General features: G+C 42.0%; 22 protein-coding genes. 3 read left to right on the plus strand and 19 right to left on the minus strand.

Annotated elements, in window-relative coordinates; all coding sequences use genetic code 11:
• Positions 1-20: 20 nt before the first annotated feature.
• Together MKZ10_RS15635 and MKZ10_RS15640 are read right to left on the minus strand one after the other, a co-directional pair.
• On the minus strand, positions 21-1235 hold the full coding sequence (locus MKZ10_RS15635) for an NAD(P)/FAD-dependent oxidoreductase (RefSeq protein ID WP_342505844.1): 1215 nt from the start codon (positions 1233-1235) through the stop codon (positions 21-23).
• A gap of 237 nt (positions 1236-1472) precedes the next feature.
• The gene (locus tag MKZ10_RS15640) at positions 1473-1835 is read right to left on the minus strand and encodes an iron-sulfur cluster assembly accessory protein (protein ID WP_342505845.1); all 363 of its coding nucleotides are present in this window, start codon (positions 1833-1835) and stop codon (positions 1473-1475) included.
• Between the two features lie 130 nt (positions 1836-1965).
• On the opposite strand from MKZ10_RS15640, the gene MKZ10_RS15645 reads away from it, so the two are divergent.
• Complete coding sequence (locus MKZ10_RS15645) at positions 1966-2640, plus strand: DUF2225 domain-containing protein (protein ID WP_342505846.1); 675 nt, start codon at positions 1966-1968, stop codon at positions 2638-2640.
• A 47-nt stretch (positions 2641-2687) separates the two neighbouring features.
• Here MKZ10_RS15645 and MKZ10_RS15650 read toward each other — a convergent pair whose 3' ends face one another.
• Entirely contained in the window at positions 2688-2924 is a 237-nt protein-coding gene (locus MKZ10_RS15650; RefSeq protein ID WP_203247966.1) for a NifU family protein, read from the minus strand.
• Positions 2925-2986: 62 nt separating this feature from the next.
• On the opposite strand from MKZ10_RS15650, the gene MKZ10_RS15655 reads away from it, so the two are divergent.
• Together MKZ10_RS15655 and MKZ10_RS15660 are read left to right on the plus strand one after the other, a co-directional pair.
• Positions 2987-3343, plus strand: a complete 357-nt coding sequence (locus tag MKZ10_RS15655; RefSeq protein WP_342505847.1) for a YuzD family protein — start codon at positions 2987-2989, stop codon at positions 3341-3343.
• A gap of 70 nt (positions 3344-3413) precedes the next feature.
• Positions 3414-4777, plus strand: a protein-coding gene (locus tag MKZ10_RS15660) for an IS3 family transposase (RefSeq protein ID WP_342505848.1) whose coding sequence is annotated in 2 segments (ribosomal slippage) — positions 3414-3873 and positions 3873-4777 — 1365 coding nt in all. Because the reading frame shifts where the segments join, the coding sequence is not laid out codon by codon here.
• Between the two features lie 406 nt (positions 4778-5183).
• On the opposite strand, the gene MKZ10_RS15665 is transcribed toward MKZ10_RS15660, so the two are convergent.
• The 16 genes from MKZ10_RS15665 to MKZ10_RS15740 form a co-directional block, all read right to left on the minus strand.
• Positions 5184-5450, minus strand: a complete 267-nt coding sequence (locus MKZ10_RS15665; protein ID WP_342505849.1) for a YolD-like family protein — start codon at positions 5448-5450, stop codon at positions 5184-5186.
• A 21-nt stretch (positions 5451-5471) separates the two neighbouring features.
• The gene (locus tag MKZ10_RS15670; protein ID WP_342505850.1) at positions 5472-5813 is read right to left on the minus strand and encodes a YolD-like family protein; all 342 of its coding nucleotides are present in this window, start codon (positions 5811-5813) and stop codon (positions 5472-5474) included.
• Positions 5814-5831: 18 nt separating this feature from the next.
• A complete protein-coding gene (locus tag MKZ10_RS15675) occupies positions 5832-6191 on the minus strand; it encodes a hypothetical protein (RefSeq protein WP_342505851.1) in 360 nt (119 codons plus the stop codon).
• Positions 6191-6412, minus strand: a complete 222-nt coding sequence (locus tag MKZ10_RS15680) for a transcriptional regulator (protein ID WP_342505852.1) — start codon at positions 6410-6412, stop codon at positions 6191-6193. Before MKZ10_RS15680 ends, MKZ10_RS15675 begins: the two co-directional genes overlap by 1 nt.
• 103 nt (positions 6413-6515) lie before the next feature.
• Positions 6516-7196, minus strand: coding sequence for an N-acetylmuramoyl-L-alanine amidase (locus tag MKZ10_RS15685; RefSeq protein WP_342505853.1), 681 nt, complete (start codon positions 7194-7196; stop codon positions 6516-6518).
• Between the two features lies 1 nt (position 7197).
• Positions 7198-7449 carry a phage holin gene (locus tag MKZ10_RS15690; RefSeq protein ID WP_342505854.1) on the minus strand — a complete coding sequence of 84 codons (252 nt, stop codon included), beginning with the start codon at positions 7447-7449 and terminating at the stop codon, positions 7198-7200.
• Positions 7450-7452: 3 nt separating this feature from the next.
• The gene (locus MKZ10_RS15695) at positions 7453-7689 is read right to left on the minus strand and encodes a hemolysin XhlA family protein (protein ID WP_342505855.1); all 237 of its coding nucleotides are present in this window, start codon (positions 7687-7689) and stop codon (positions 7453-7455) included.
• 57 nt (positions 7690-7746) lie between these two features.
• A complete protein-coding gene (locus MKZ10_RS15700) occupies positions 7747-8904 on the minus strand; it encodes a siphovirus ReqiPepy6 Gp37-like family protein (RefSeq protein ID WP_342505856.1) in 1158 nt (385 codons plus the stop codon).
• Positions 8905-9043: 139 nt separating this feature from the next.
• The gene (locus tag MKZ10_RS15705; RefSeq protein WP_342505857.1) at positions 9044-9385 is read right to left on the minus strand and encodes a hypothetical protein; all 342 of its coding nucleotides are present in this window, start codon (positions 9383-9385) and stop codon (positions 9044-9046) included.
• A gap of 98 nt (positions 9386-9483) precedes the next feature.
• Positions 9484-9618 (minus strand): hypothetical protein, encoded by a 135-nt coding sequence (locus MKZ10_RS15710; protein WP_342505858.1) that lies wholly within the window; start codon positions 9616-9618, stop codon positions 9484-9486.
• A gap of 50 nt (positions 9619-9668) precedes the next feature.
• Positions 9669-10091: a hypothetical protein gene (locus tag MKZ10_RS15715; RefSeq protein WP_342505859.1), complete on the minus strand. Its 423-nt coding sequence runs from the start codon at positions 10089-10091 to the stop codon at positions 9669-9671.
• A gap of 4 nt (positions 10092-10095) precedes the next feature.
• A complete protein-coding gene (locus MKZ10_RS15720; protein WP_342505860.1) occupies positions 10096-11499 on the minus strand; it encodes a pyocin knob domain-containing protein in 1404 nt (467 codons plus the stop codon).
• Positions 11500-11516: 17 nt separating this feature from the next.
• Entirely contained in the window at positions 11517-12368 is an 852-nt protein-coding gene (locus MKZ10_RS15725; RefSeq protein ID WP_342505861.1) for a phage tail domain-containing protein, read from the minus strand.
• Between the two features lie 12 nt (positions 12369-12380).
• On the minus strand, positions 12381-17318 hold the full coding sequence (locus MKZ10_RS15730; RefSeq protein ID WP_342505862.1) for a tape measure protein: 4938 nt from the start codon (positions 17316-17318) through the stop codon (positions 12381-12383).
• 4 nt (positions 17319-17322) lie between these two features.
• Positions 17323-17871 (minus strand): Gp15 family bacteriophage protein, encoded by a 549-nt coding sequence (locus tag MKZ10_RS15735; RefSeq protein WP_342505863.1) that lies wholly within the window; start codon positions 17869-17871, stop codon positions 17323-17325.
• Positions 17872-17880: 9 nt separating this feature from the next.
• Positions 17881-18333 carry a hypothetical protein gene (locus tag MKZ10_RS15740; protein ID WP_342505864.1) on the minus strand — a complete coding sequence of 151 codons (453 nt, stop codon included), beginning with the start codon at positions 18331-18333 and terminating at the stop codon, positions 17881-17883.
• Positions 18334-18436 lie beyond the last annotated feature (103 nt).

Here is an 18436-nt window from a genome sequence, read left to right on the forward strand (position 1 = left end):
TTTTTAAAATTAAAATCGACTTACAGGAAATTGAATTTCCCTTTTTTAATCGTAAGACCTACTCCACCAATAAGGAATAGGGAGCGGTTATCAACCACTTTTTTCATGAATGAAGCTTTTGCTCCTGTCATTTTCTTACCGAATACTAGACCGATTGCATCGTCCTCACCAAGAGAACAAACGCTACCTTTCAAGTCAGGTACGAACTCAGAAGTTTGGTTACCCTTCATAAGTGCGATGATATTGTTTGCACACATATCACCTTGTTGCATCGCAATTTGTGCTGTTGGTGGGTATGGACGATTAGCTTCTTCGTTAATCATCAACGCACAGTCTCCAACGATAAACACGTCATCATGACCTGGGGCACGAAGATCTTTGTCAACTTTAACACGCGCACGCATATTTTCGATGCCAGAAGATTCGATTAGACGGTTACCACGGACACCTGCAGCCCAAATGACTGTACCCGCTTTGATGAATTCAAATTCATCTTCGCCTTTTTTAATATTGACACCTTCTTCAGTCGCTTCTACAACCGGCGTACCGATAGAGAACTCAATACCTTTAGATTCCAATTTAGCCACAGCATATTGGACAAGCTCTGGATCGAATCCTGGAAGGACCATTGGAGCCGCTTCTACACAAAGTACGCGTACTTTGTCAGCTGGCACATCGAACTCTTTACAAAGTTCAGGCACACGGTTTCCAAGTTCACCAAGTAACTCGATACCAGAGAATCCTGCTCCACCAACAACGATTGTTAGGCGGCTATCATCTTTCTCTTCTTCAAGTGACCATGTAGCGAATTGGTATTCGATATGCTCACGAATTTGACGAGCCGCTTTGACGTTTGCCATTGATAGCGCATACTTGTCAAGTCCAGGAATTCCGAACGTTTCACCTTCGAAACCAAGAGAAATGACAAGATAATCGTATGTATGTGTACCAACGTTTGTCGTTACAACTTTGCCAGCAACATCGATTGCTTGTACTTCTGCTTTGATAAACTCCACTTTTTGACTGTTAATAACACTTTTAATATCATAACGAACTTGTTCAGGAGACAATGTTCCAGCAGCTGCCTCATGAAGCCATGTGGATTCATAGTGATAATCATTTTTGTTAATGAGGACAACATCTGCCTCGTCTGTTCCAAGTGATTTTTGCAAATTAACGACTGTTGATAAACCGCCGTACCCTGCACCTAACACCAAAATTGTCGGTCTTTTCACGAAGATCGAAACCACCTTTGAATTTTTATGTGCCCGGCCCTCGTGAAATCAAATACACCGACGATTTACACAGTCCCGGCCTTTGTCATTTTTTCGACAAACTTCTATCTCCTATAGTAGCCCTTTTGATACGGTATTTCAATACTATAATTGAAATAGGAAATGTTCGAAAACATAGAATAGTACATAAAGAAAAAATAGCCTCTTACACATTGTCGTAAGAGGCTTAAAGATGTATTAGCAATCTGCTGGTGTTCCAGCTTTCTTAGCCGTTCTAAATGAAGTTCCACACCCACATGAAGCAATCGCATTGGGATTTGTTATGGTAAATCCGCCCCCCATGAGGGACTCTTTATAATCGACTTGCGTGCCATTAAGAATTCCGGCATCTTCGCTTGAAACAAGAATTTGTAAGCCATGCTGGACTAACAGCTGGTCTTCTTCTGACTTTTCAGCCTCAAAGCCCATACCGTACGTCAATCCGCTACAGCCGCCACCATTGACAGCAACACGTAAGAATGAACCCTCTTCCCCATTATGTTGCATCATTTCTTTTACATGAAATGCCGCCGCCTCAGTAACTTCAACAACCTGTGTCATATATGTTCACCTTCCCTTTGTTTTCTATTATCTATCATAGCAAGAATTTTATACATAACGCAATCATAATTACTCGTCTATCAGAGGATTTACGCTATAATGAGATTGATAGTACGAAAGGATGATTCAGATGGAAATTACCCCTTATTATGATAAAAAAATGGCATGTATCAATTGTAAAAAAAGTTTTGTAACAACAAGAGTCCGTTCAAGATTTGTTCGAGTCACATCCCATGAAAGCGATTTTAAACCCGTTTATTCAAATCCTGAGATCAAGCCACTCCTTTATAATGTTGCGGTCTGCCCTCATTGCGGCTTTTCGTTCACAGATGATTTTGCTCCTTACTTTGCTCCTGGAACTAAGGAAGATATAGACAAAAAAATTACAGCACAATGGAATGGACGCTCATATGGGGCTGAACGTGATATCGATGAAGCCATTGAAGCGTATAAACTTGCTTACCTAAGTGCTATGTTGAAAAAAGAAAAAGCACTTTCCATTGCAGGACTCACTTTGCGAATTGCTTGGTTATACCGTGACAAAGGTGAAAAGGATAAAGAACAGCGCTTTATGAAAATTGCTAGAGACTTATATATTAATTCATATTCTGAAGGTGATTATGCAGGCACCCAAATGTCTGAATCGAGGGTTCTTTATATCATTGCAGAACTTTCTTGGAAAATCGGGGATAAGGAAGAAGCCATTCGTCACTTCTCTCGCGTGATTGAAGGACAACGTAGCTCGACCGAACCACATATTATTCAAATGGCCAAAGATCGTTGGCAGGATATTCGAGAAGTGTAATACAAAAGCGGACCCAAGTTCGGTCCGCTTTCGTGGTATTTACTAAATCAGAATACTTGCTCCACTTCGACAACACCTGGAACTTCTTCAAGAAGAGCACGTTCAATACCTGCTTTTAATGTGATTGTTGAGCTTGGGCATGTTCCACAAGCACCAAGAAGGCGAAGTTTCACGATGCCGTCTTCAATATCAACCAATTCACAGTCGCCTCCATCACGTAATAGGAATGGGCGTAATTTATCTAATACTTCTTGTACCGGTTCAGTTAACATTGTATCTGTCATTGTTTTTAAACTCCCCTTTCATTATACTTATTATAAACTGCAATCAGGAAAAAATCCAATGAATGCGCCGAGAGGAGATCATAAAATTGAAAAAAGACAAACTTAGCATTGAAATTTATGGAGCTGAGGTCATTTGCGCCAGCTGTGTCAACGCCCCTTCATCCAAAGATACCTATGAATGGTTACAGGCTGCCATCGACAGAAAGTACCCGAATCAGCCATATGACATCCATTATATCGACATCGATGCGGAGAACATTGTAGATGCTAAACAAAGTGAACTTGCAGAGCAAGTGCGCAATGACGAATTTTTCTATCCGCTCGTCATGATTGAAGATGAAATGATTGGTGAAGGGTATATTCAATTAAAACCAGTCTTCGCTAAACTTGAAGAGCATGGCTTTGTAGCACAAGCTTAAAAAAATCCTTTATTCACAATGAACTGCCCCGTAAATGTTAGACACCAACTAACATTTACGGGGTGTTTTCATGTCTAAATATACAGTAGAAGTTAAATTACAAGCCGTCGAACGCTATTTAACTGGAAACGAAAGCTATAAAGTCATTGCTGAAAGTATTGCTGCAGATAAATCACTTGTTATTACTTGGGTAAAACTATTTGAAGCACAAGATGAAAATGGTTTTAAGAAAAGCTATACAAGCTACTCTGTGAGGTTTAAACTAGACGTACTCAATTTTATGAACGAAACGGGTGCGTCTCTTCGAGAAACGGCAAGCACATTTAACATTTCTTCCCCTAGTATTGTTTATCAGTGGAAGCAGTTGCTTATTACGAAAGGATTGGACGCGCTAGAATCAAAGAAAAAGGGGCGTCCATCCATGAAAAAAGAAGTAAAGAAAGTTGAATCTAAAAAAACAATCTCATCCGAAGGCTCGGTAGAAGCCTTACAGGCGAAAATCGAACTTTTAGAAATGGAGAATGCTTATTTAAAAAAGTTGAACGCTTTAGTTCTGGAACAAGAAAAATTACAAACAAAATCAAAGCGCAAGTAATTTTTGAACTAAAGGAACAATACGAGGTCGTGGATTTAGTCAAAGTCGCAGGCATTCCACGCAGCACATACTACTACTGGGAAAACCGATTGGATCCAGTCGATAAATATGAATCAGTTAAAGAAGCGATTAAACACATTTTTCACGAACATAAAGGGCGATATGGTTATCGTCGCATCACAAAAGAACTAAGGAAATATGGCTTTAGGCATGACCCAAAGACCATCAATCGCTTGATGAATGAAATCGGCTTAAAATGTATGGTCCGTATGAAAAAGTATCGCTCTTATAAAGGAAACGTTGGAAATATCGCTCCTAATGTATTACAGCGTGATTTTAAGGCAGATAAAATGAATCAAAAATGGGTAACAGACGTAACCGAATTCCATCTCTTTGGGGAAAAACGTTATTTGTCACCTGTTCTTGACTTGTGTAACGGTGAAATTATCGCATATAAGGTCATGAATCGACCCCTCTATCTACTTGTAGGTGATATGTTAGACGAAGCTGTTCAGCGCCTTCAACCAGGAGACGAAGTCATTCTTCATTCTGATCAAGGCTGGCATTATCAGATGAGAAAGTATCAAAAAACATTGCAAGAACACCAGATAACGCAAAGTATGTCCCGTAAGGGCAACTGCTTGGATAACGCAGTCATCGAAAATTTCTTTGGCTTATTAAAATCAGAACTGCTTTATTTACAAGAGTTTGAGAGCATGGTGCATTTTGAAAAGGAATTAGAAGAATACCTAGAGTATTATAATCACAAGCGAATGAAGGCAAAACTAAAAGACCTGAGTCCGGTAGAATACCGAACTCAGATCTTAGAAGCTGCTTAAAATATTTGTCTAACTTTATTGGGTCAGTTCACAAGTCACTTGTGAATAAAGGATTTTTTTATCTGATTTCAGCCGAAAACCCCGGCTGAAATCAGATAAAGCCTCCGGCGGATGTCAGGGATTTTGAAAGGAGTCAATTGAGCAAGCTCAATTCAAAATCCCGACGCAATTACGCCAAGGCGTAATTGTTATTAACCGTTATGCCATTTGTAAGAGTCCTAAAATGCGATGTGTTTTGTCCTTGATTGAACCGACTCATAATGCGGATGTGACGTAGGTGATTACTTGCAGATTTCGAAGTTTATAGTGTTTGGTTTTGGTGTCATGTGAATCTAAAGTGACATTTCGTGTGACAATTTTCACTAAAACAGCCACTCCTCTATTAATATAGAAGGTGGCTGTTTTTTCATTTAATGCTCACTATAGAATTAATGTTGATTTTAATCTCTTCATAACCCACTCGCATAGTTAATTTACCTGTTTGGCCATCCGCGTTCGTTACAACACCTTTCGCAGAATCAAACTGCTTTTGGTGATACGTTGTGATCTCGACCTCGTTACTAAATTCCAGTGCTTCGTTTATTTTCTCTCCGATTTCCTCAAAGTCTTCTTCGGTCAGTTTTGGTGCATCCGAACTCTTATGCACTTTCTTCGGCTTTGGTACTGCTGTCATTATAAACACCCTCCCTATTTTTCATTCTCTGATTTGAGAACCGATAATATCATTTATATCAATCTTGTTCCCTCCGAACGGATCATCAAGAAAGATGAACATAGACTGCACATTGATTTCTTTTATGACTCCGCCTTTCGGTATGATTTTTCCGTCTTTCCATGTCGCAATGAGTATTAAACATTTCCGCTTGTATGCAACTTCAATTTCTTCTTGGATGGATTGTAAATCAAAGTCGTCTAGTTCTGGTCGTTCCTCATATCCATCCTCAGCATACCAACTCTTCAATTTTTCTACATGTTCTGTGAGCATCATTGCCATAGACCATTTCTTCTTACCTCTATCACGCACTTTATCTAACATTCAACATAGCTCCTTTTCTCAACATTCCACCATCGCAAAGTATACACTGATTAATTCTTCTGTACGGTTTCGCAAACGAAGGTTCATATAACGCCTGTGTTCCTCATAGCCGCCATGCATGAATGTATACTCCGTGAATGTACCATCGTTCTGCCTTTTGATAACTTTCATCCTGTTTCTTGTTAAATAGATATTTGTTTGCTTTGATTCTACACGGATGAGCTTCAATGCATCTTCAATTATTTTTAAATATGGAGCTTTCAGTTTGAATGGGCCACTCTCAATTATTTTTCTATCGTTTTCTAAGATAGTTATCATCATGGGAAAGTAAATCGCATTTTCAAACATCGGCAATGCCTCATCAGGTATTAGTGGCATTAGATTACAGACCTCTCTCTGTGGACGACAGGAACGAGTGCCAGCACATTATCAATAGTAAACGTCCGTCTGGTACTTCTTAGATGACAGTAAGCGCGAAATGATTTATCACCCACCATTAATACTTTAATACGTCGTTTACTTACTTTACCCTTGCCATCCACATACATCATATCCAAGACTTGATTACGCTCGACCGATTTCAATAGGTTAGCACGCACACTCGTTCCCTCCTTTTTTTATAAGTATATCGAACGATTGTTCTTATTGCAAGTAAATAAAAAAGGCGCCCACTCAATTAAGAGTAGACACCTTTTTGCCAACTTATTTGTTTGTCGCAACAGTATACTTAACCGCTAATCCCAGCACATCAGCATCTGTGAGTGTCTTATTAGCCAACTTGTCGAGCCACGATGCATGTGCTCCTGCTTTAACAGCTGCATCCACTACAATTTGACGATGCGCTTTGCTTAATAAAGATGTTTCGGTTTCTTTTTGCAAAGTTGGACTGCTAAACTTCAATCCTTTGTCCTCCACAATCTTATCTGTGGAAGGCTTACTCAATCTAGCACGTACAGCAGCCATATTTACGCCTGGGCAATTAGTAGACTGCTCGGGAAACTCGTTATGCCCTTTAACAGCACTTGCAGGTAAACCTAGCTTGTCCATCCAGTAACGCGCTCTCTCATCAAAGACACGCTCCTGCTCCGCTGTAAACGAGCCATTGCCAACCAGACAGATATTGTAGATATACGAGTTTTGACCGCCCACGCCATTCGTAATTTCAGTTGGATCATAGCAAAGCTCTACAGTCCCATCACGCAAGATGATTTCATGGTATCCACCTGTTCCCCAGCCTTTCGTTCCCTTCCAATACTTCCAAAAGGATGCCCAATTGCCGCTAGAAGTAGCCGAGTGGTGACGTGCGATATTCTTAATCGCTGATAATGCACGTGTACCGTTTGTACGTGGTGTGATTGACCTTAAATCTTTGATGTTGACCATATCATTTCAATCCTTTCTTCTTCAGCTCCGCTTCTTGCTTCTTCGCCCTTTCACTCAATCGATACGAGTTCTTGTATACGCCGTAGATTGCGACTGCAAACGGTACTGATGCCATCAACACAACTTCGAACGCTCCGATTGACTCCTGATTAAACCAGTCAAATTTCACATTCAGCGTACCCAAAAATAAAAGGACAGCTGATAGCCATCCTCCAAATAACCCGATGTATTGTTTTAGTTTGTCTGCATTCATGATTTAATTACTCCCTTTCCATAGTAGCGCGATAAGCGCAATAATGACCGTGCCGACAATTGTTGTCCCTGCCCAAAATACAATCCTGTCTAGCTTATCAATACGGTGATGCGCTGACTTGGCAGATTGAGATGCTTCCATCGCTGTGTCATTCGTCTTGTTCATCGTTGACAGCAAAGTCTTGATGCTAGCAATATCTTCTTTCATTTCGATGATCATTTTCATATCGTCTTCCGCCACATGATCACTCCTATTTTTTATTTTTGGGTAAAGAAAAAGAACGCCCCATACGGACATTCAACGTGTCATTTCTGTACGCATACCACTTAATTGTTCCTTGATTTTCGAAATCAACGTTGGACGACTATTTCCGAAGGTCAATTCAATACCTGTATTGCCAGGCTCATAGATTTCTTTGACTTCCGTGATTCTTACATCAGTCGTCACGCCCCAGTCACGTTTTTGCAAAGTCACCAAGTCGCCTAAATCGTAATCAATACCGTATACCAATTTAGACTTCGACAACACTTGACCCTCTAGATATAGCTCTTGTCGATGTTCAGCGAGTTTTTGTAAACCCCGATTACGCAACTTTTCCTCGATTACCTCTGGCGGTAAAGGGACTGGGTTTCTACCATCAGTCTTCTCGGAAATATCGCGAGCATCCACAAATAGGACATGCCTATCGAGTCCTGCGGCGTCCAAATCCCCTGCCAATACAATACGTCTATCAATTCCTTCGCCCTGTCCTGCGACCACCGCAACGTTCTTATAGTTCAGAGAGGATTCGACAAATGACAACTCTTTCAGTGTTTTGAAATCCGTGCTAAATATTGCAGGAGGATAGATGTCTTGATTTGCCGTTAGATCCCGACCTTCGTAAGTGTTGAACACAAATTCTTCATTTTCTGTGTCGATATCAATATTCCAACCGATGCCGCTTAGCGTGCTGACTTCTGTCATTTCTCCCGCTAGGTTTTTGTATCGTGACTGCCATTCCACCTGCATTCCTCTCCCCAAATTTGAACCTTCAACGATTGGCAACTTGTTATTTGGGTCCGCAGGGTTAATAGCTTGCGATACAGCATAATGGTGCATTACAGACTCGGCGTCACCCGAAAATGAGTCTTCAGCAAAGTCTTCTGGTGGCATAGTTATATTTTGTCCAAACCAAGACTTTAACGGTAATGCGGTGATTATCCAATCCTCTGTAGCCTTACCATTTTCATCGACAGCGACTTTTCGTTCTTTTATTTCACAGCCTTTATTAAGTCGGTTATGTGGAAATATAATGTACCCAGACTTTAATTTGTCGGCATTTTCTATATACCGATTGATGTGCAGTTCCATGATTCCTATACCATGCCAGGAGTTTGTGATTTGCAAACTGGAATACTTTTTAATTTCGCATACTAACTGAAAATCTCGTGTCATGATTCGGATTGGCAATGTCATTTAGTCACCTTCTTTCAAATGAAAAAGAGCACCCGGATTGGATGCTCTCTACATTAATATTTGATTTTCACTACGACACCTAATGGTCCAAAGGTAAGGCATTAAAAAACGCCCGATGACAGGACGTTCTCAATAAATATTATTCGTTTGACTTCACTGAATCAATTACCTGTTTTTCTCCATCGATGTACAAACTATCGACATCCAACACTTTAGCTTTAACTTCCTCGTTGAAATCTTGCCAATTATGCTTATGACCTTCTCGGTATTCGTCATCGCGATTGAATCTCAATCGTTTATCGACAAAATTCCAACCCACGTCACCTTTTATAAAGGATGAAATAGAATCCCACAGATCACCGCCAATAACCTCGCGGTATTTCGAACCATATATCACGAAATAATCTCCGTCTTCGTGTTCAATTAAGTAGCATTTTTCTTTTCTTCTTCGATTAGTAACATCTCGTAATGATATTTTCATTTACTCATCCCCTTTTCCTTACCATACTACATAAGAGAAAAGGAGTCCTTCTATTTACTTATTTCAGGCATAAAAAATAACGCTAGCTTATGCTGCGTTTACTCACCATCAACCAAAAAACCAAGCCCACTGTCATCAAGAATCTCCTTAACTCCCGGTTGAAGCGTAGAAGGTACTTCATTCCACTCTGTCTTCCCAAGGATTACACGCTGTGCAAAAAACATCGCCATCATAGTATCACCTCCCCCCAATTTCAATAAAAGCCAAAACAAAAAGCGGGTAATCATTGATAGACCTGTACAGCCATTTCGGCAATTACGTCTTCAATGAAATCCGCTCTTTCGGATAATGCGTTATTTTGTGCTTTTAGTAGCATGTTTTCTTGTTTGAGTTCATCCACTTCAATAGACAGTGGTGGTCTAAATTCCGGCTCTGTTTCCGGTTCATTCGGGTCTGGATAACTAAATAACAATGTTCCTGTATCCACGTCAACTTTTACCCCTGTCATTTCAGCAAAGTCTTGTCGATACTCGCCGTATTCTAACTCTATCGCATCAAACGAATCACGGTTTCTTTCGGAGAGTGCAGAATAAGTTGATACGTGTTCATCTATGGTCTTTTTTCGTACGGCGTCGCTCCACTCTCCCGTATCTATGATAACGCTTCCCGTTGCTATGTCGTAAAATAAACATCTTCCTAATTCCATGCTATCACTTCCTTTCATAAGCTACCCAATCTAAAGTAGTATCGGTGGCGATAGAAGCAATAGGCAATGATACCACACCATTGGAGTAGGGAACTCTAAGATAATATTGACCATTGTATGCGTTAGCCCCATCACCAGTTGTTTGTATGAAATCATATTTCCATAGACCGCCTGCATACGTGCCATGAACTTTATCAGAACGGAAAAAAGTAATTATTTCGGGAATAAAGGGTAGTTGAGAAAAATCAAAATTTACATAGTCGGAAAGAACCGTACCGTCACTTGCCCATCCACGAGGGAATGATTTTCTCAAAAGGGGAGCGTAAATCTGACCACTCACCCGCCTCACACCCGTGCTAATCCCGTTTACACCTGTTACGAGATGTGAAAAATCCGGTGGGTTCCCGCCGCCGACAGTACCACCTTTTGCCAAGATAGCCGATTTTACGCTATTCTTGCCGTCAACGACTGACTGAAAAGGGTCTACGCTCCAGGGAACCCAAACACCTTGATAAAAATGACGCACCCGGAATTGAGGCACACTACCACTGTATGAAATGGCTTGTTGTGCGCGATTGCTTGTTTTACTAGAATAAAAAAATGTTTGGATGTGCCAATATAAACCCCCGCCCGGACTATTAGCGTGATTAGTAAGGATATATGCTTCTTCCGTAGTGTTAGGGTCTACAGTAGTCGCGCCAATATTAATTGAGTTTACGCTATTGTTCCATTTTGCTTTTTCTACCGCAGTGGTATGCCTTACATCATCCGCCTCATGTATCGTAACTCGAGCATCGACCGCCTCAACAGATGCGACTGTCGCAAACCCTTCATCCTCTATTGACTCCATAAATTCATCCCATTGTTCTTGGAATTGCGACGTTGGAACTTTTGGTGTCCATGTCACGAGTCCGCACAGGTCGTCAATGAGTCTTTCGTCGATTAAATCGGCAGGAAGCAGTTGGACAGTGTTTTGACGAACCCTAATTTGAGCCAAAGAAATTTCATGGATAAAATTGTCTCGCTGCAATACAGGAGCAACAGGTGTAGCTGCTGGGTCACCTTCTTTGACAATAGCTTTGATGTATCTTGATTGATTACGTACATCAAGACGCAACACGATGCGGTCGATGCGGTCCAGAGTCGCTTCTGGAATGGAATGTGTTAGGGTCAACGGCGTTGTGTTTTCATAGAAATGCCCTTTTAACAGCGCCTTTCCCATACTGACAACAGTATTCAGTGTGCCGTTTTCCACACTGACGACCACCCCGGGGCTTTCATCCGAATTAATTATCCCCGATGATAATACTGAGCCAAAGTAAATCGCAAAATCCGACTCTAGATATTCACGATCAAATACTCCTGGCGAAGTTTCGACAGCGTTAAAAAATAATGAGCGTTCGGCCATAAATTTTAGCCCCTTTCCTATATTGCTGTGTAAAGCTTGCTATAGCTGATATTGACGATAGTCCCTTGAATGTCTGAGTCCGCTGTATATTCGATATCATTCTCTCCAATTTGTAAATAGAAGAATGTTGATGATAAATCAATCCAAGGGAATACATTACGTTTAGTACCTGCCGGGTCAATGAAATATACCGTTGAGTCAGTGGTATCTATTATCATCCGCTCGTCTTCGAGCAGTTCTTGGTTGATCTTGATGTATTCGCCAGTCGTCTGATTGATTATTTTGGGATTCAAAGCAGGACCAAAAAATTCAACTTGAACCGGAGCAGGCGCATCGCCATCGTTTATGATTACCCGCCTATCTCTTTGTATTCCCATGATAAATGGTCCACGCGTTGGAAACCTGAACCTCGGTTCGAATGCAGGTTCTTCCGTGATTGATGGGGAACGCCAATGTGGACTTGGACATATTAAATATAGTAACGCCTTTTGAAACGTATCTTTTCTATTTGTCTGGCCATCTGGAAAGAATGGTACAGATTCAGCTACCGCATTGATTATCTTCACTTCGTTATCACGGATATATTTCAGTGTTCCTATTCCCAATTTCGGATTGAAAATAGACGCAAACAAACGCCGTTTAGATTCAGTATCTGCCGCGTCTTTCCCGTGAATTTTAAGCTCTATTGTCATTTGCCTTGATTCTAGCGTTGTATCAATTAGAGTTGAACCATCTTGATACGGCGCTTTCTGCATTTGAATATCAGCACCAACATCACCGAGCCCTTCAACCGTCGAAAGCCGGAAGGGACGGTCATACAATTCTATTTTTTGACCTCTTGAATTTTCAAACTGTAATTTGAATAACATTGTGTCCCCTCCTCATAGATGCATACCAAGTTCAACAAGCATTCTACTTTGTTGTCTAGCATGTTCGGATGGTGTTGATTGCGCAGGCGTAAAATGATTCGTGATTTGGTGTGAGTACGATTTTCTATTATCATTGGATGACGAAACACCTTGTCCTCCGGCGAAATTAGGATTGAAAGTTTTAAAATTAACATTAGGCACTATTACATCGACCATTTTAGGCTTCATGAATTCTGCGAATCTATCAGCTGCATTAACGACCTTCGACTGATTGGCGTCAACACCATCGATAAACCCAAGTGCCATATTCCCTGCGATATAATCGCGCATCCAACGTGATGGGCTGTTGATGTCAAGTGCAGAAGCCATAGCTGCTTTAACCGCGTTCGCAATAGATGTAGCTTTAGCAACTAAAGCCCCCTCCATGCTAGATAACCCGTCCATTAAACCTTTACCAGCGTTCCTACCAATCTCTTTCAAGCCCTTCAATTCATCGTCAGTCGCCTTCTTGATAGACTCAACACTCTTTACCCATTCATCTTTTAACACTTCTAGTTCTTCGTTTGCAGTAACGCGCATCTCGTTGATTCGCATATGTGCATCTACCTGCATTTGAGCGATTTCCATATCAGCCGCTTGCCTCATTGCGGATATGTGAATTTGAGTATCATATTGCAGTTGAGATAGTTCTGCATTAGCGATTGCTCTCATTTCTTGCAGACGTTTCTCGGTATCGGCTTTAAGACCTTCGTTTTCCTTCTCGGCAAGCTCCCTAGCTTTAGCGGACTTCTCTTGGTAAATGGCAGAATACGTTTCGAGTTGATCTTCCGTCATGTTGTTGAATGCCATGAGTTCAGGCAATGCCTCTGGACCCATCTTGCGAAGTTCTTCGAGCAACCCTTCGTCGATAGCTTTACCAGATAGCTCCTCCATCTGTTTCTCCCACTCTTTGAGTCCGTTAAGTTGAGATTCAAGAATAGTGGTTAAATCATCGCCACTTTCTGCTGGTAACATTTCGAAGTAATTAAACAAACCGCCGTTGAAATTGTTCAGTCGGTTATAGCCTTCTTCAACAGATTTCAGATAGTTGTCCATTTCACGTTGTTGGTCAGCAAGTAGCTTTTCGTTGATATCTTTGGTCTTGCTGGCAAGATTCTCTTCCGCTTTCAGTATTTCTTTATTCGCATTGTCTTTAATGGACGCAATACCTTTAGCAAGATCTTCGTTTACTTTCAACTCGTCAGCAACCAATTTCTTGCTAATGTCGCTCATTTTCTTGCTGTATGACTCGTTCAATGCAATGAGTTGATCGTTAATCTCTTTCTTCACACGATAGACATTTCTGTCTGCTTCTTCACGTTCTTTGGTGCCATCGAGATATTTTGCTTGAATCTTTTCCCAAGCCGCCAATTCTTCGGTTAGGGACAATTGGTTGTAATATTTCCTTGTATCTATTGCGTCTTTCGCAGCGTCAAACTCAGCTTTTGCAAGTTCGATGCGAACCTTAGCAACATTTTTCTCGGCGTCAATCCGCTCTTTCGTACCTGCCTTGTAACGATCCTGCACTCTTAACCAAGCATTGAGTTCAGCGCTTAATGATATTTCACCGTCGCGTTTCCTCTTCTCGATGAAGTTCTTCGAATGCTCGTAACTATCTTTAATCACTTGTTGCTCGGCTTTAGCAGATGCCTTTTGAACATTGGCGATTTCCAGATTTACTTTTCTTACCTGTTCTGGTGTTTTTGCATATGCTTTTCTAACCTTTTCAAGTGACACGATATATGCCGCCGAATCAATTTCACCCATTTTAAATTTATACTTAGATACATCCAAGGCCTCTTTGTACCTTGCCGCCGCTGCTTGTCCCGCTTTCTTAGCTTCTCCTATCGCTGTTTTAGTCCCCGAAACTGCCGCTTTAGCCGACTTCTTAGAAGCCTTCTCTATTTCTTTTTCCGCGCCTTTCAAGCCCTTTAAGAATCCAGCGCCAGTCTGACTACCAATCTTAGTCGTAACACGAGAAGGGGAATGAATATCTAACTCCTTGCGCATAGTCGCCGCGACATTGTTAGCAAGCCCTCTAGCGGTCGCCATCACCTTGACTTGACCAGCTATCAACCCTTGATTCAACCCTGCCGTTGTATCGTTACCAATTTTCACAAAGTCGGAATAGATGTCTTTGAATTGATCCTTCATGGATTTAACAAGATTCTGCATTGTCAAGATTATAGGAGGTGTGCCGTTCTTGATTCCTTTGTCTGCGCCTTCTGTAATATTAATGCCGAACTTTTCGAATACGCCGGACGGGCTATTGATGTCCAATGCACCCTTGAAAGCCTTTTCGGTTTCGCCAGCCATTTTTTCAGCCGCTTCCGCAACATCTTTTGTGCCGGATTCGATACCTTTTACTGTGCCTTCTGGTACTGCTTGACCTAATGCGCCAAAATCAGCACTTTGGATAGCTTGCGATAAAGCCTGTTCAGTATCAACTACCAGATGACCTACGGCTCCCATGACTCCTGAATCCTCAATGCCCATCGACTTAACTAACGCTTGTGTCGCCACATCGCCACCGTTCGCGAACGCTTCACTTAGCTTAGCTAACTCTGCATCAGAAGATGATACAAGGTTGTTTACAAGCCCCGCCGCTTCTGGACCCGCACTTCTTAGCGTGTCTAGTAAACCTTCATCAATGCCACGTTCAGCAAGCGTAGCTACGTTGTCTGCCCATTCGCCAATGATGCGTTGGTTTTCTTCGAGATTTTTCGTCATATCTCCAACGGATACTTTCGACTTTTCGCTTAGAGTGTCGAACATATCAGTCGCTGAACTTGCATAGTCATCCCAAGATGATTTCATGCCTTCTACCGCTTCTTTTTGGTGGTCTTTTAACTCATCGAACATTTTCGCTTGTCTACCTGTGTCTTGTTCTGTTGCCGCTGCTACTGCCGCGGATGACTCGATTATTTGGTTATCAACTTCTACACGCGCGTCTCCGGCTACTTTTCCAGCTTCTTTGAGTGCGTTCTCTTGCGCTTCTAACTCTTCAAGTGCTGTTTTATGTTCGCCGCTTTTCACTGTGCCATCAGCCAACTTCTGATTCCACTCTTCACGAAGCGCATTGACCTCTACTAGTTGTTTTTGTACTTCATTTTGCTCTTTCATTATTTCAGTCATTCGTGTTTGAGCAACCTGGAGTTTTTCTTCCTCTTTCATGAGATTGATTCGGTTCAACATCTGCTCGGAAGTCATGCTTAACGCTTTCGATTCTTCGCCATAAACCAGATTCATTCCGGTGACATTTTTGTTCAATTGGTCAATATAAGAGTTGAGTTCTTTCTTCTGCTCGCCGGATAGCTTTTCTATTGCTGCCAATTCTTCGATTTTAGCGATTGATTCCGCGTAAACTTCCGCGTTAGTTGTTAGTTTTTCCTGTTGCTTTTCATACGCCTTAGTAGAATCTTTGACAGCGGAATTTAACGTGTCTGTCGAACTCGCCAACTCTTCGTTTTGCTTATTTAACCGTTCTCCTTCTTCGGAGGACTTTTTGAACCACTTGACCATCGCGATAATGCCCGTGACTAATGCTCCGACGGCTAACGTCACCCAACCAATCGGACCTGCAAAGAGTTTTATTGCCGCGCCCCATGCACTTGTTGCTGTTGCAGCTATGATCTGTGCTGCGGTCGATAACTTAATAGCTCCAGTCATCACTCCGAGCGCGAATGTCTTTAATGTGATAGCGCTCGTTTGCGCAACCGTTATCGCTGCCCCTGTTCTATCTGTGGTGTTCGCTACTACTTGAGATGCTACGCGCGCGTTAGTTGCAATCGTGAGCGTTAGTGTAGTTGCCCTTGCTGCATCGATTGCTATTTTCGCCGCACTAATAGCTGCTGACGCTTTGCTGTAGACCGTATAAGCAGCGAATGCAGCCACAAGCCCGATAATCGCAGGCGATAGTGCCTTAACTACTGGAATAGCCGAATCAACGGCACCCGCGAATGCAATGACTACCGGAACCGCACCTTCAATGACCTTACCAATGACTTTAAATGCCGAACCTACAACGACTTTCAATCCATCTAAATTTTGGGCGATGGTTTTTCCTGTTGTTGCTTGGGACAAGTTATCGAATGACGTGACAATATTAGCTACACCAACGACCACGGCGTTCTTTAAATTTCCGAATGATGTCTTAATACCAGCGCTACCTGTTGCCGCCATATCAGCAAAGCCGCCTACACCCTCGTTTAGCTCGATCAATTTTGCGTTAAATTCATCAAAAACAATCTCGCCACCTTTTAGTGCATCGTACAAATCGTTTTGCGCTGAGCGTCCGGTAAATCCGAACTCCGCCGCTGTTTCTTTAAGCGCATAACCCATGGTTTCTTGCAACGTACGCCACGACATGATGTCGACCGAGCCTTTTGATAACATTTGGACGTACTGAGTGAGTCCGCGTTCGGCGTCACTAGCACTTGCTCCCGATGCCAAGAAAGCATTGTTTAACGATAGCGCCGTATCTGTAGCTGTATCCAAGTCACCCGTTAACACGGCAATTCTTTGTGTACTAGCTACGATTCCGTCTAGTGTCGTTGGTAACCCTTGGATGCCGGCTGACAATTTGGAAATGGAATCATGCGCCTGTTCACTACTGAATCCCATTCGCTCCATGACCACTGGGAAACCTCTCAACGTGTCAAAACGCGATATAGCACCGTCCAATGATGCTTTCAGTGTTTTGAGTGCTGCTGACGCTATTTCGACAAGTCCGAGCGACATTGCTAAATCTTTAATGCTCATAGACGCTCTCGCGGTCTGTTGCCCCATTGCTTCAGTTTGTCCACCAACACTTCTAGCGCTACTAGCCATGCGGTCTAAGCTTGTGGATGCTGCCGTCACCTGTCTACCATCGACCTCTACTCCAATACTAATCTGACCATCATTCGCCATATTATTATTCCACCTCCTCGTCTAGTGAGTATGTTTTCTGTAAATCTCGCATAGCTTGCTTGTATTCGCTGGATTCGCCTTTTGATGGTTCCCACAGTCTTATCTGAATGATCCTCTGCATGATGGTATCGCTTGGCAAACCGCTTAAAAGAGCCTTAAATTCCGACCATTGCAACTTTCCTTGCATCTGAAAAAGATTCATTCCATAGGCCTGTTGGAATGAAGCGAAAATATATTCGGCATCTTTTTCAAAGTCGATAGACTTCTTATTTTCCTTTTGGACAGGCATCGGGTTTCCTTTACGGTCATATTCAATCGACTGTTTATTTTCGACGTGGATAAACTCCGAGTAGACGTGATTCCATAGTTCGAGCGTGGGGATGACCTCCGCGCCTAATAGCAGCGCCAAGCATATTTCCGCCTTTTCATAACTCCTTAAACTTTCATCCTCAAACACATCGAATACATCGAGAACGTTGTCAAACGCCAAATCTATCGAATATGTTTCTTCTTCGAATGAAAAAGAGGTAACTAACGGGTCATTCAACCTCATGTTAGTCACCTACTTCTTTAATAGTTTTTTAGTTAAGTATTCCGCTTTCTTGGCGTTCGTTTGCTTGGAGCGTTCCGCTTCTAGTTCTTCTAACTTCTTACCAATGGCGACGCCGACAATTTCCAGTGTTTGTTCCAGTGCCAAAATATCCGGGTATTTCTTGTAAACTTTCGCGAATGTACCGTCTCCGAACACGATGTCATATTGTGCTGCGATAAAATCTTTATTCACGTCCATTGCTGCATCCACCATATTTACATCCAACGTTTCGATATCTACTTTCTCCGGAAACACTAGCTTGTCTGCCTTTTCTTGTGCTTCTTTCAGCTTTTCCTGTGCTAATTCTTCAACCTTGAAAAACCGTCTTAGATTCTCTAGCGAACTATCAAACCAAAGTTCCACTGTCCCAATTTTGATTGGGAAACCAGTGCGCTGAATATCGATGTTTAATGCATTTGTCATTGCAATTCCTCCTTGTACAAATGAAAAAGGATGTCAATTAAGACATCCTCCCACTTTAAATTATTGTGATAATAGCCCCGTCAGTCGTCGGCGTTACGCTGAT

The organism is Sporosarcina sp. FSL K6-2383 (assembly GCF_038618305.1).
Taxonomy (GTDB): domain Bacteria; phylum Bacillota; class Bacilli; order Bacillales_A; family Planococcaceae; genus Sporosarcina.

Coding starts and splice junctions, on each gene's coding strand:
- MKZ10_RS15645 (WP_342505846.1), top strand. CDS start 1,966: ATGGAAATTACCCCTTATTATGATAAAAAAATGGCATGTATCAATTGT.
- MKZ10_RS15685 (WP_342505853.1), bottom strand. CDS start 7,196: ATGGTCAACATCAAAGATTTAAGGTCAATCACACCACGTACAAACGGT.
- MKZ10_RS15640 (WP_342505845.1), bottom strand. CDS start 1,835: ATGACACAGGTTGTTGAAGTTACTGAGGCGGCGGCATTTCATGTAAAA.
- MKZ10_RS15720 (WP_342505860.1), bottom strand. CDS start 11,499: ATGGCCGAACGCTCATTATTTTTTAACGCTGTCGAAACTTCGCCAGGA.
- MKZ10_RS15710 (WP_342505858.1), bottom strand. CDS start 9,618: ATGATGGCGATGTTTTTTGCACAGCGTGTAATCCTTGGGAAGACAGAG.
- MKZ10_RS15655 (WP_342505847.1), top strand. CDS start 2,987: ATGCGCCGAGAGGAGATCATAAAATTGAAAAAAGACAAACTTAGCATT.
- MKZ10_RS15700 (WP_342505856.1), bottom strand. CDS start 8,904: ATGACATTGCCAATCCGAATCATGACACGAGATTTTCAGTTAGTATGC.
- MKZ10_RS15725 (WP_342505861.1), bottom strand. CDS start 12,368: ATGTTATTCAAATTACAGTTTGAAAATTCAAGAGGTCAAAAAATAGAA.
- MKZ10_RS15670 (WP_342505850.1), bottom strand. CDS start 5,813: ATGTTAGATAAAGTGCGTGATAGAGGTAAGAAGAAATGGTCTATGGCA.
- MKZ10_RS15715 (WP_342505859.1), bottom strand. CDS start 10,091: ATGGAATTAGGAAGATGTTTATTTTACGACATAGCAACGGGAAGCGTT.
- MKZ10_RS15730 (WP_342505862.1), bottom strand. CDS start 17,318: ATGGCGAATGATGGTCAGATTAGTATTGGAGTAGAGGTCGATGGTAGA.
- MKZ10_RS15675 (WP_342505851.1), bottom strand. CDS start 6,191: ATGCCACTAATACCTGATGAGGCATTGCCGATGTTTGAAAATGCGATT.
- MKZ10_RS15705 (WP_342505857.1), bottom strand. CDS start 9,385: ATGAAAATATCATTACGAGATGTTACTAATCGAAGAAGAAAAGAAAAA.
- MKZ10_RS15735 (WP_342505863.1), bottom strand. CDS start 17,871: ATGAGGTTGAATGACCCGTTAGTTACCTCTTTTTCATTCGAAGAAGAA.
- MKZ10_RS15650 (WP_203247966.1), bottom strand. CDS start 2,924: ATGACAGATACAATGTTAACTGAACCGGTACAAGAAGTATTAGATAAA.
- MKZ10_RS15740 (WP_342505864.1), bottom strand. CDS start 18,333: ATGACAAATGCATTAAACATCGATATTCAGCGCACTGGTTTCCCAATC.
- MKZ10_RS15665 (WP_342505849.1), bottom strand. CDS start 5,450: ATGACAGCAGTACCAAAGCCGAAGAAAGTGCATAAGAGTTCGGATGCA.
- MKZ10_RS15690 (WP_342505854.1), bottom strand. CDS start 7,449: ATGAATGCAGACAAACTAAAACAATACATCGGGTTATTTGGAGGATGG.